At 39.8% G+C, this 12648-nt stretch carries 9 protein-coding genes and 1 riboswitch; of the genes, 8 read left to right on the forward strand and 1 reads right to left on the reverse strand.

Features of this window, described 5'->3' with window-relative positions; translation table 11 throughout:
• Positions 1-364 precede the first annotated feature (364 nt).
• The 5 genes from J7E67_RS00080 to J7E67_RS00100 all read left to right on the forward strand — a co-directional run bounded on the left by J7E67_RS00080 (position 365) and on the right by J7E67_RS00100 (position 5571).
• Positions 365-1585 carry a benzoate/H(+) symporter BenE family transporter gene (locus tag J7E67_RS00080; protein ID WP_214730509.1) on the forward strand — a complete coding sequence of 407 codons (1221 nt, stop codon included), beginning with the start codon at positions 365-367 and terminating at the stop codon, positions 1583-1585.
• 208 nt (positions 1586-1793) lie between these two features.
• Positions 1794-1897, forward strand: a riboswitch (TPP riboswitch).
• A gap of 111 nt (positions 1898-2008) precedes the next feature.
• Positions 2009-2692: a thiaminase II gene (gene tenA / locus J7E67_RS00085; protein WP_214730510.1), complete on the forward strand. Its 684-nt coding sequence runs from the start codon at positions 2009-2011 to the stop codon at positions 2690-2692.
• Positions 2692-3288, forward strand: coding sequence for an ECF transporter S component (locus J7E67_RS00090; protein ID WP_214730700.1), 597 nt, complete (start codon positions 2692-2694; stop codon positions 3286-3288). Before tenA ends, J7E67_RS00090 begins: the two co-directional genes overlap by 1 nt.
• On the forward strand, positions 3266-4837 hold the full coding sequence (locus J7E67_RS00095) for an ABC transporter ATP-binding protein (protein WP_214730512.1): 1572 nt from the start codon (positions 3266-3268) through the stop codon (positions 4835-4837). Before J7E67_RS00090 ends, J7E67_RS00095 begins: the two co-directional genes overlap by 23 nt.
• Positions 4834-5571 carry an energy-coupling factor transporter transmembrane component T family protein gene (locus tag J7E67_RS00100; RefSeq protein WP_214730514.1) on the forward strand — a complete coding sequence of 246 codons (738 nt, stop codon included), beginning with the start codon at positions 4834-4836 and terminating at the stop codon, positions 5569-5571. Before J7E67_RS00095 ends, J7E67_RS00100 begins: the two co-directional genes overlap by 4 nt.
• 67 nt (positions 5572-5638) lie before the next feature.
• Here J7E67_RS00100 and J7E67_RS00105 read toward each other — a convergent pair whose 3' ends face one another.
• On the reverse strand, positions 5639-6028 hold the full coding sequence (locus J7E67_RS00105; RefSeq protein ID WP_214730516.1) for a VOC family protein: 390 nt from the start codon (positions 6026-6028) through the stop codon (positions 5639-5641).
• 502 nt (positions 6029-6530) lie between these two features.
• Here J7E67_RS00105 and J7E67_RS00110 point away from each other — a divergent pair.
• From J7E67_RS00110 to J7E67_RS00120, 3 genes are all read left to right on the forward strand, one after another.
• A complete protein-coding gene (locus tag J7E67_RS00110) occupies positions 6531-8621 on the forward strand; it encodes an Ig-like domain-containing protein (protein WP_214730518.1) in 2091 nt (696 codons plus the stop codon).
• A 199-nt stretch (positions 8622-8820) separates the two neighbouring features.
• Positions 8821-10152, forward strand: coding sequence for an Ig-like domain-containing protein (locus J7E67_RS00115; protein ID WP_214730520.1), 1332 nt, complete (start codon positions 8821-8823; stop codon positions 10150-10152).
• 88 nt (positions 10153-10240) lie between these two features.
• A complete protein-coding gene (locus J7E67_RS00120) occupies positions 10241-12586 on the forward strand; it encodes an Ig-like domain-containing protein (protein WP_214730522.1) in 2346 nt (781 codons plus the stop codon).
• The last annotated feature ends 62 nt before the right edge of the window (positions 12587-12648 follow it).

A 12648-nucleotide genomic window follows, 5' to 3' on the forward strand; every position in this document is an offset into this window, starting at 1 on the left:
TAACAGTATCATCTATACTTTTGTTCATGTTTTTACCATCAGGGTAGGTTCGTAAAGGTTTGATTTACGGAGGAATGAATCTAGTTATCTTTGGGATTCCCTTTTTTTTATCAAACCCGGATCATGATTTATTTGGACCTCAAGCTCCATTAGGAATCACATTATTTTCGCTCCTTTTTCCTTTTTTAAGCTATTTTTTCCTCTAGTTTATTCCACATCCCTTTTGTTATGATAAGGGCTGCCAGTGAGTTTTTTAATTATATTAACGGTTGTCGAAGATTGCCTTTGTCCTATACATTTTGTAGAAGGTTGTCTAAACTAACAATAAAAGTCGTTTATATGAAGAAGGGTATGAGGAGAAAAAATGGGGCAGCCAAATAGATTAGTTAGAGAGCAACCAATTGAATCATTACGTGAAAATAAAAGGAAATCAATTTTTCAAGATCTAACGACTCAAAACGTATCTTCTGGATTAATTTCTAGTACTTTAGTCATGACAGGTCCAGCGTTAATCATTCTGCAGGCAGCAACAGCAGGGCATTTCTCTAATCAGCAAACCATCAATTGGATGTTTGCCGTCTATTTTTTTGGAGGGGTGTTAGGGATTGTAATGCCTCTGTTATTTAGAATTCCCATTACCGGAGCTCACTCGATTTCAGGGGTTGCTTTTTTAGCGACAGTGACAGCACATTTTACTTATCCCCAGCTAATTGGCGGGTATGTGATGTCAGGGCTGCTGATTTTGCTGATTGGGTTGTCAGGACTTTTTACTAAAATTATTAAATGGGTTCCGAAAGAAGTCATTGCAGCCATGCTGGCAGGCCTGGTCACCAATTATGTTGCTCAGCTTGTCCAAGACGTTAAGGCGTTACCCTTAGTAGGCGGATTCGCCTTGCTTAGTTTTTTTATCAGTACGAAAATCTCAAAACGGATCCCGGCCGTTATGGTCGCAGTGGTTGTCGCTTTTATTACTTTGTTTTTAACCCAAGATCTACATAGCTCATCTAAGGAGATTGCTTTTTTCCTACCATCCATACAAATGCCGGAATTTACATGGATGGGGATGGTCACATTAGGTCTGCCTCTGGCCATGTTAATCCTAAGTAATGATGTGGCACCTGGAATCGGCGCACTAGAAAGCTCGGATTTTGAACCCCCCATTCGAAAAATTGTTTCTTTTAGTGGAGTGTTTTCGATTATTGCCAGTTTTTTCGGGGGGCAAAGTGCAAATATTGCTGGCATGATGACCGCCATCTGTTCTAGTTCGGATGCAGGGGTAAAATCAAAGCGGTATATGGCAGCGGTGGTATCAGGGGTTTTGACATTATTGTTTGGAGTATTCGCCTGGAAAATTGTACCGTTTATTCAATCATTACCCCACGCTTTTGTGTCCATGCTAGCAGGGTTTGCGCTAATCGGCGTCCTTCTTTCTAGTTTGCAGCTGGGTTTCTCCGAAAATAAATATCGCTTAAGTGCCCTATTTGCGTTCCTCATCGCGTTATCGCAAGTATCATTTTTCCATATTAGTGCACCTGTATGGGGGCTGGTTGTTGGAGCCATTATTGCGAAGACGGTGGAAGCGTAATGTGCCTGTCACGCCCCGAAATTTGTCGTAGATTGGTAGGTTGTTAGAGGGGAGAAAGTGTTAGCGCACTTCTCCTTTTTTTGCCGTAAACTAATTTCACTAGTTATCAGCGAATCTATATAATTTTCCGGAAACTTACGACATTTGCTGGATATTAATTGATTGACAACTTTAACCAGCGAGTGTAGAGTGAAAGATAAATTAATAGGAAGACCACTAGGGGAGCCGTTTTATGGCTGAGACAGGAGTTATCTTGGACCCTTTGAACCTGATCTAGTTCATACTAGCGTAGGAAAGTGGAGTTCGTGTATGGATAGATACAATTATTCAGCCGCTCCATTTTTGGGGCGGTTTTTTCGTGCTTGAAAATTCAGCCGCCCCTTCTAGAGACTTTCCATTAAAACCAATAAGGGGGAGAAATTTATGAGTTTTTCAGCAGAATTAAGAAAAGAAGCAGATCCTATTTTCGAGGCGATTTTTGAACATCCTTTTGTGCAAGGAATCGCCAAAGGTGAGCTAGAGAAAGAACAATTGATTCATTATGTTAAACAGGACTTTGAATATTTGAATTCGTTTATTCGCATCTATGGAATTGCGGTTTCGAAGTGTGAGAATCGTGAAGATATGGATATGTTTAATACGCAGATTTCTTTTATCTTAAACAGTGAAATCCATCCGCATAATAACTTTTGTCAAGTAGCAGGTGTTCCTTACGAGGTATTACATGGATATCCGTTATCTCCCTCGTCCCTTCATTACACGCGTCATATGCTTACCGTTGCGCACGAAGGAACATTAGGGGAAATTTTAGCTGTGTTATTACCATGTCCGTGGACGTATTGGGAAATTGGGAAAAGATTATTAACGGAGGTTAATCCTGATCGCTCTCATCCCTTTTATGATTGGATCAGTTTTTATGGAAATCGTACCGATTCGATTACAACTAAATTTTGTGCCCGTCTTGATGAGTGGGCAAAGCTAGCAACCGAGAGAGAAAAGGAAAAGATGAAGGAGCATTTCTTAATCAGTTGTCAGCTGGAATATATGTTTTGGGATATGGCCTATAAACTCGAAGAATGGCCTGTGAAAATGGAGGTAGTGAAATGATGACTTGGAAGATGAAAGAAGTCGTTCTTGCTGTGATACTAGCGGTGGCATGTGGAGTGATCTATTTAGGATGGTCGACGCTGTGGATTCCCATTTCCGCTCTTGTCGGGCCGGTGGGTGCAGGTTTTATGTTTGGGATTTGGGTGATTGCTAGTCCAATCGTCGCGTATATTATCCGTAAACCGGGAGCAGCGCTTATTGCAGAGGTTGCAGCGGCCGCAGTAGAGTTATTAACAGGAAGTCATTTTGGTTTGTCGGCCCTTTTAGTAGGTGTCTTTCAAGGGATCGGTTCAGAAATCGCATTCGCCATATTCGGATATAAACGCTACAACCTATTTACTTTAATGCTATCTGGAGCTTTTGCAGCGGTTGGCAGCATGGTTTATAACTTAATCGCCAACGGTTTGGGTTATTACTCGAAGGAAGTATTTTTTACAACATTAGGAATTCATATCATCAGCGGAATGATTCTCGGTGGATTGTTAGCGAAGGTAGTTGTGGACGCACTCGCAAAAACAGGTGTGTTAGAACAATATGAATTGATGAAGGAAAAAAGGAAAAGGGAAAACGTAAATGGAAATGTTTCTGGGATGTAAGGATCTCTCGATTCGTTTTTATAATCGCTCTGAAAAAATACTCAGTCATATTACTTTGTCCATCAATAAAGGCGAGAAGGTATTAATACTAGGGCCTAGTGGGAGCGGGAAATCGACGTTGATTTCCGCTCTTTCAGGTATTATCCCTGAGCATTTGGAGGCAGAGGTAAGTGGTGAAGTATTCTGCAGGAAAGATGCCGGAGTGATGTTTCAAGATCCTGATTCGCAATTTTGCATGCTCCATGTCGATGAAGAAATTGCGTTTAGTCTCGAAAATCGATCGATTCCGCGCAACGAAATGGACCCCATCATTGCTGAGTTAATGGATAAAGTAGGGCTGATGGTCGATAAGAAAACACCCATTGAAACTCTTTCAGGTGGGATGAAACAACGATTGGCGTTAGCTTGTTTGCTGGCATTAGAACCAGAAGTCATCTTCTTTGATGAACCAACAGCCCAACTAGATCCTGCAGGCCGGAATGAGATATTTGTTTTATTGAATCAATTAGCCCAAAAGACAAACCATACGATGGTATTTGTTGAACATGTCCTAGACGGCTGCATCGAATGGATGGATCGAGTCATTATCCTAAATGAGAATGGAAGTATTATCGGGGATGGTCAGCCGAAGGAAATGCTCCTGAATTTTAAAGATGAAATGAAAGAAGCGGGTATTTGGGGCCCTAAGTTGTTTCCAGACAAGTGGGAGGAAGTAGTTCGAAATGACGCGCATCCTCTATCTATTAAACTTGCTAATCTGAAAAGAACCAAACCGCTCAAGGATGGCGAGATTTTACTCCGCACCGAACATGTTGAAATTGGCTATGGGAAGAAGACCATCGTGAGCGATATTGATATAAAAATTCATAAAGGGGAATGGATTTCCATCGTCGGAGAAAATGGAAGCGGGAAAAGTACCTTTTTAAAAAGTCTGATCCGTTTGGAGCCGATTAAAAAAGGGGAAATTTACTTTCAAGATACGGAACTAAAAAAGTGGTCAGAACGGGAATTATATGAAAAAGCTGGCTTTGTTTTTCAAAATCCAGAACTTCAATTCATTACGGATACTGTCTTTGAGGAAGTTGCCTTTGGCGGCCGGCAACGAAATTGGCCCGAAGAGCTGGTTCATACCAAAACCAGCCAATTGTTAGAGGAGTTTGGATTGGAATCGCATCAAAATGCTCATCCGTTTACCCTAAGTCTAGGACAAAAACGGCGGTTAAGTGTGGCGACGATGTTATTGTTTGATCAAGATTTATTATTGCTTGATGAACCAACATTCGGTCAGGATGAAAAAACAGCAAACGAACTGATTCAACGCTTAAAGGAGCGGCAGGACCAGGGAACAACGATTGTCATGGTCACCCACGATATGGATTTGGTGGATGGTTATTCTGATCAGGTCATTCTCTTCAACAAGGGAAGTGTAACCTTTCAAGGGACCCCCTATGAGTTATTCTCAAATCCGAGTAATTTCCGTGAAAGTGCGTTAATTCCACCACTCCATTACCAGTTGATGCATGCAAGAAAAGAGGGGGTTTTGGTATGAAGGCTAACGATTCATTCCTAGCGACTCTCAATCCTGCCTGTAAACTGCTCTCCCATTTGATTGTGATGTTTCTTTTAATGGCGATCTCCAATCCAAAGGTGACTTTTTTGATCTGGTTACTTGCTGTATTGATCGGTACTTTTTTAGGCGGATGGAGAATGACTTACCTTTTGAAAAGGCTATTGCCTTATTTAGGTTTTTTTATTCTTGTATTTTGGATGATGGCGGCTTTTGGAGAAGGAGAAGAAACGATTTGGAAATGGGCTTGGTTTCATGTCACTCATGAGAGTATGAATCATGGCTTAACGATTGGATTAAGGATGTTAGCGTTTGTCACGTATGGATTATTATTCACCTCTACAACAGACTTAACTTTGTTCATCATGAGTTTAATTCACCAATGTAAACTTTCACCTAAATGGGCGTATGGGCTATTAGCGGGGTTCCGCTTTGTCCCACTCTTCCAATCTGAACTAAACCAAATGAAGACGGCTCATAAAGTCAGAGGTTACAAGCAAAAAAATAGTTGGAAAGCTTTTATGAGGTACGCTTTACCACTGTTTACTCAAGGAATTAGAAAATCAGAACGTATTGCGATCGCAATGGAAGCGCGTGGATTTACGGGTACAAGAGACAGAACTTATTATCAAACAACTAAAATATTACCGAAAGACTTGGTCTATTTACTTTCTTTGGTAATTGTTGTATTGGGGATTATGATTTTTATTGGATGAATGGGGAAGTTGATAGGCTGTTAGAGGGGAGAAGTGTTCGCGCACTTCTCCTTTTTACTTTGGTTTCCTAAAGGTCTTTTTGATCGACGTTTAGTTCAATTAGATTCCCATCAGGGTCCGCACAGAATATTTGCGCAAAACCGCTCATGCCATTGGGTTTCTCTAACAGTTCAACATCCTTACTCTTCAGCCAATTCAGCGTCTCTGTGTAATCCTGCACTCTTAGTGCAAAATGACCTTCTCTGCTGCTCAGGCGTTTATCTTGGCGAATCGTTTGTGATGTAGGAAGAACGATTAGATGGAGCTGTTGTCCCTCAACTTCGTACCAGGCACCAGGAAAATCAAAATTAGGACGTTGTATTTCTTTTAAACATAAAATGATACTATAAAAATGCTTGGCGCGTTCTAAATTAGTAACCGTTAGACTAACATGGTGGAGCTCTTTGTATTGGATCATCGCAGTCATCCCCCCTAAATAAATTTATTTTCATCATAACACAAATAGATGATTGTTTTGGTGTGTTAAAAATTGCACCTATGACTCACTTTTTAGTTTCCAAGTGATTTACAAGTGCCCACTTTATTGACAAAGGACCAACTTACTACACCTTTATTGGCACTTACTACAAAATTACGGACACTTACTACAAATTTATTGAGACTTACGACGAAATTGTGGTCACTTACTACATATTTTCCGAAACTTACGACATTTGCTGGATGGAAGTTGGAAATTTACAACCACTCACAATAATAGGTATGGGCACCATTCTAGTTCAGCAGCTACCAGTGGTTCCTTTATCTATAAATATGATAGTAATGACTATAGAATAGAGGTTATTTTTTCCAAACTATCTAGATTTAGGTCAAAGTATCTAGTAGTATAGTAGCGGGGGAGATGTGCTACAACCTTTCTCTTTTATAAAAGGTATTTCCTAAATATGAAAGAAGGTTTGTTTATGAACAAGAAGGTATTGATGAAAGTATTTTTCATGATGATGCTGTTACTCTCGGTTTCAGTAGGCAGTTCGGTACAGGCAGCAAGTAATAGCTCATTAAGTAATGGTACATATACGGTAGGGGAAGAAATTTCTGCAGGATTAAAGGAATTTCATATTTCAGAAGGTACAGCTACTATTCGAATTAGTAGCGGAACGGACATTTATCTAAATGAATCGCTGGATAGTGATAAGTATTACTACTCTGATCGATTTACTGCGAGTTTGAAAGATGGAGATGAAATCGAGGTTGAATTAGACTATGGTGCGTCTAACATAGAGGTACAGCCAATCTCTAGCGTGGACTTAAACCATATGTCAGTTGGTTTTTACGAAGTGGGTACTGATATTCCAGCTGGGACATACACTTTAGAAATTAATGATTCAGAAGTTTACAATGATTTTGCTTATGTTACTATTTATGATCCACAATATCATGAAATTGGATTTCTTAGTTTATATGCTGATGATAATCCGATTGAATACACAGTTTCATCAGGGGATAAAATCTATATCTCGATGATGACAGGAACAATGAGCTTGAAGGAAAAAATTCTTGTTCCGCAAAGTATCACGTTAAACAAATCAAGTTTGTCACTCCTGGTAAACCGTACGGCACAGTTAACAGCGACCGTAAAACCATCTACTGCTGTTAATAAAACGGTTAGTTGGACTACCAGTCATCCAGATATTGCAACAGTGGATATAAGAGGAAATGTAAAAGCGCTTAAAGCTGGAAGTACCACCATTACGGCTAGCGCAAATGGTGATCCTACTATCAAAAAAAGTATTAATGTGACCGTAATGAAAGTTGTACCCACTAGTTTGAAGTTAAGTCGATCCTCTTTAAACATCACCAATAATCAAATGGTAAAAGTATACGGGACAATAGCCCCGACTGATGCGGAAAATAAGACGATCTTATGGAAAAGTTCAAACACGAAAGTGGCCACAGTGGATGCGACTGGTAATATTAAAGGAATTGCCAACGGATCTGCGACGATTACGGCGACTGCTAGTGATAATGTTAAAGTATTTAAGACTGTTGCCGTTAGAGTTTCTACAAAAACAGTGAAAGTAAATAAAACAAGTTTATCCGTAACGGTTGGTAAGACAGCGGTACTTTCAGCCACAGTTTCACCATCGGATAGCACTGATAAGACGGTAAAGTGGAAAACTTCTAATAAAAGAATTGTAACCGTTGATAGTAAAGGGAAAATATACGCTGTAGCCAAAGGTACGGCGATAATTACCGCTACAGTTAACGGTGCTAAGGTAGTAAAGGTACAAGTTAAGGTTACTCCACCTGTTTTGGCCAAGTCTGTTAAATTAAATAAGACCTCCGTCACGCTCATTAAAGGTAAAACAATAACCTTATCTGCAACTGTAAGCCCAAGTAATGTAACGAATAAAACAGTGAAATGGAAATCTTCTAATACGAAAGTGGCAAAAGTAGATAGTAAAGGGAAAGTCACTGCAGTTGGTGCGGGGACAGCTACCATTACATCGACAACTACCAATGGTAAAAAAACTACGGCAACGATTAGAGTTCCCTATATTAAGAGTTTAAGTGCAGGTACATGGAAGGCAGGTAAAGATTTACCGGCTGGTCGTTATAAGATTACTACAAGTTCGGGTAGTGGCAATTTATTTATTGGCTCGGGCACCAATCATTCTGTAAATGAGATCTTATCGAGTAGTAATGATGGATTTGGTGTAACGGTAGTGACAACGGATATTAAAGCTGGTGATAGTATTCAGATTTTAGGGTTAAATAGTGTACAGTTTACTCGTGTCTCAAATGTGAAATCGAATATTTTGCATTCTGGTTATTGGACGGTCGGTAAAGATATTAGTGCTGGGAAGTATAGAATCACAACTTCTAGTGGCGCTGGGAATTTAATTATTTACAGAGGAAATCATTTACTTGTAAATGAAATTCTTTCAAGTAGAGCAGATTATTATGAGGTTACTAGTGTGACTGTGACTCTAAAATCCGGAGATCGAATTCAGATTAGTGGTTTAGATCGAGTGGTTTTTTCTAGAAAATAATAGGTAATAGGTGAAGCCAAGTTTTCTTAGGGGAGCTTGGCTTTTTTTTTTGCTGATCAATAACCTATTTATCTCTAAAGATCATAGAAACAGTTATTCACATTATACTAATGATAATAAAGGGCAGGATATCTTTTCCAAAAACACCTAGATTTAGGCTGGAGTATCTAGTAATATGGTAGCAGGGGGATGATAAATAATGAAGAGTGTACGGATGTTTTTTTTCCTAATCGTACTAATGATTCTTGCTATACCCATTCATGCGGATGGACAGGAAATGAAAGAGGTTGAAAAAAGTCTGACTAGCAAACTAGGTCAAAGTATTACTCCAGGGAACTTGCCAAAAAAGTCCCTATCTATTAAACAATCGTACAACCCTGCGGATTATCCATTAAAAGCAAACGGTAATTATGTAGATAGCTTGTGGGATAGTTATGATACAACCCATGATATTTATTTTGAAGCAGTGTCGAATTATTCGGACTCAACTATGAACGTTCAGATTTTTGATATTACAGATTATGCATATTTGAAGGACTCTATTGTTACGATTGAGTTTCTAAAAAGTAACGGAGGCACACTAGTGTATTTGAATTCACTTGAATTTGATACGATTGGTTATACAACCATTAGACTAAATTCTCTTGTTCCGAAATCAATCTATCAAGGCCAGCCATATATCTATTTAAGAGTTGGTGTATCAGAATATAGTGATGATGAATACTACTCAGATGTTACGCAGTTTAAAGTGAAAAATCCTTTTTACACCGCTCCTGTGGATAAAACTCCACCGTCAAAGCCAACCGTTACAACAGTTAGTGATTTGACCACGGCTGTGAAAGGGAAAGCTGAAGCTTATTCGACAGTTAGTGTGAACAGAGGAAGCACCACGATTGGAAGAGGGACGGCATTGTCAAATGGAACTTACAGTGTCACGATTCCTAAACAAAAAGCAGGGACAAAATTAACCGTTTATGCTAGAGATAGAGCGGGGAATCTGAGCAGTGGAGCAACGGTCACTGTGATTGATAAAACTGCTCCAGGCAAACCAACTGTTTACTCTGTTGGCGACAATCAAAACATTATCAGAGGTAAAGCAGAAGCCGGCTCGAAAGTGGTCATGAAACAAGGCTCGACTGTTGTAGGCCAAACGGCTGCATCTAGTTCAGGCTCTTTCACTATTAAACTTACATCGATTAGGAAAGCTGGGACGATCTTTACTACATTTGCAACGGACCGGGTAGGTAACCGGAGCCAAGGTACCACAGTTATAGTGGTTGATAAAATAGCTCCTAATGTGCCAACTGTTAATAAGGTAACCTATACCTCAACGAAGGTGACAGGAAAAGCAGAAAGAGGCGCGATGGTGTATATTTTTAACGGTTCGACTTTGGTTGGAATAGCTTCCAGCAATAGTAGTGGAAGCTTTACAGCACCCATTAACGCACAAAAGAAGGGCTCCACATTAGAAGTGATTTCATTGGATAAGGCTCGTAATCAGAGTAAGTCAACTTTTTCAAAAGTATATTAATATAAAATTTACAATTTTCCATCCCTAGATCCAAAAAAAGATTATTAGTATCCACAAATGAAGTTAACTAATGATTGGAGAGTATTATATGAACAATCTCAAAAGGACCCTTTGTTCGCTTCTATCAATTTTGCTGCTTTGCGTACCTACAATCGCTTATGGTCAAGAACCTGGTGTTGCAGGAAATTTGGCTGTAGAAGGGAATTACGTCATCATTGGTAACGAAGCAACCAATGGCGATGGAACGGCATATACGGGCACATTTAATGTAAAAAAACAAAACTTTTCATTTAACAACGATTTAAAACCAACTGCCTACCAAATGGATGTTAACAAACCTTTTAATAGTGCAAAAAACAGCAGCAAGCTGGTGAAGAAATATTTTTCTGCTCAGTCGGTCCCCGTAGTTGGTGATAGTAAACCGTTCTGGGTGACAGACTTTGTCAACAATTTTGATACGCAAATAACGGCCAAATTATTATATAGCGGGACCACGGCAAATGTCTGGGTCTATAATAATCAAATTACTAGTTTAGATGCACAAAAGTTAGGAAAAGAGTTTGATAGTAAAATTCAACCACTTATTACGAACAGCTTTGGCGGAGCGTCTGATGTGGATGGAAATGGGAAGGTCAATATCCTATGCTATGATATCGAGGATGGTTTTGATGGTAGCGGTGCATATATTGGGGGCTATTTTTGGGCAGGTGACTTATATGCTGACCCTCACTCCAATCAATCCGAAATATTCTATATGGATACCTATCCATCCATGGGTACTGGAACCACGAAGGATGTGACGGAAGCATATAGCACGTTAGCGCATGAATTTCAGCACATGGTGAACTTTAACCGGAATGTGTTAATCGAAGGCAGTACGGAATCTATGGATACTTGGTTGGATGAAGCGATGGCCATGGCTGCTGAGCAAATGTATACTGGGCAGGCATTAGATGATCGAATCGATTATTATAATTATTCGGACTCCATAACCAATGGCCATTCTTTATTATATTGGGATGATTACGGGGATGTATTAGCTAATTATTCTCTCTCCTACTTATTCGCTCAATATTTAAAGATTCAAGCGAACCAAGGAGATAGTATTTTTAAAGAACTATTAAATGATCCAAACAATGATTATCGTGCGGTGGAAGCTGCTGTACAAAAACATATCAGCCCTACCCTTTCCTTTGGGAAATTTATGACATCTTTCCGTGCTGCCCTTTTATTAAAACAGGGGACTGGGTTATATGGTTTTAAAGGGGAACCAGGCTTTGAAGCAGTCACGCCAAAATTATACAACGGTTCAGGAACGGAGCTACATGGCGGTGGGGCTGTCGTTAAGCAGCTGGATTCCCAAACAGAATATACAGCACCAGCGGATAAAGGTGCTGATGTGACATATACATTTATACCGAAAGATCTAGAAGGCGATTACACTCCGCCAGTCATCGGTTCGATTAACCCTGTGAGTGATTTTGATACAACCCTAACTGGAATGACAGAGGCTGATGCTGTGGTTTATGTAATGAAAGGGACAACGCTGCTTGGCAGTGGTGTAGCTGATCCTGCAGGAAATTTCAATGTCACGATTGATAAACAAAAGGGCGGAACCCTCCTGCAAGTATATGCTGAGGATTTAGCTGGAAATAGGAGTAAAACCATTTCAGTAACGGTAAAGGATACCATCCCTCCTGCAAACCCGATTGTCAATCCGGTGGGAGACAATCAAACAGCTGTTACAGGGAAAGCAGAAGCTGGAACGAAGGCAGTTGTGAAATCTGGTTCAACCATCATCGGTCAAACCTTGGTAAGTTCTTCTGGTACTTTTTCTGTTAAAATTGCTGTCAAAAAAGCAGGGACCCGATTAACTGTTTTTGTACAAGATGGTGGAGGTAACAAAAGTGGAGAAGTTGCGGTCATCGTTTCAGATAAAACAGCGCCTGTTAAGCCTTCGATTTATTCCGTAGGTGATAATCAAACGATTATTTTGGGGAGAACGGAAGCGGGTGCAAAAGTAGTCATTAAGGCGGGGAGTTCTGTTTTAGGTCAGAGTTATGCGAATAGTACTGGATCCTTCCTAATAAAAATCCGAACAGCAAAAAAAGCAGGCACCCGATTAACAGTTTATTCTAGTGATAAAGCGGGGAACCAAAGTCAAACCACTGTTACGGTAGTTGATAAAACTGCACCTGCCATCCCGGTTGTCAACAAAGTAACGCATCTATCAAAATCGGTTACAGGAAAAGCTGAAGCAGGATCAACTGTATATATTTATAACGGTGTAACTTTGATTGGTAAAACGCTCACAGATAAATACGGAAAGTTTAAAGCAGTGATTAAGGTACAGAAAAAGGGGAAATCATTAGAGGTTTCTGTATTAGATAAGGCTGGGAACCAGAGTAAGGTGAAAGTTGTGAAGGTATATTAATATCTTGGTTCGAGCCTGAATATGTTGAATGCCAAGTTTCTTAGGGAACTTGGCTTTTTGTG

The organism is Bacillus sp. ISL-46, assembly GCF_018613205.1.

Coding starts and splice junctions, on each gene's coding strand:
- J7E67_RS00080 (WP_214730509.1), top strand. CDS start 365: ATGGGGCAGCCAAATAGATTAGTTAGAGAGCAACCAATTGAATCATTA.
- J7E67_RS00095 (WP_214730512.1), top strand. CDS start 3,266: ATGGAAATGTTTCTGGGATGTAAGGATCTCTCGATTCGTTTTTATAAT.
- J7E67_RS00100 (WP_214730514.1), top strand. CDS start 4,834: ATGAAGGCTAACGATTCATTCCTAGCGACTCTCAATCCTGCCTGTAAA.
- J7E67_RS00115 (WP_214730520.1), top strand. CDS start 8,821: ATGAAGAGTGTACGGATGTTTTTTTTCCTAATCGTACTAATGATTCTT.
- J7E67_RS00120 (WP_214730522.1), top strand. CDS start 10,241: ATGAACAATCTCAAAAGGACCCTTTGTTCGCTTCTATCAATTTTGCTG.
- tenA (WP_214730510.1), top strand. CDS start 2,009: ATGAGTTTTTCAGCAGAATTAAGAAAAGAAGCAGATCCTATTTTCGAG.
- J7E67_RS00105 (WP_214730516.1), bottom strand. CDS start 6,028: ATGATCCAATACAAAGAGCTCCACCATGTTAGTCTAACGGTTACTAAT.
- J7E67_RS00110 (WP_214730518.1), top strand. CDS start 6,531: ATGAACAAGAAGGTATTGATGAAAGTATTTTTCATGATGATGCTGTTA.
- J7E67_RS00090 (WP_214730700.1), top strand. CDS start 2,692: ATGACTTGGAAGATGAAAGAAGTCGTTCTTGCTGTGATACTAGCGGTG.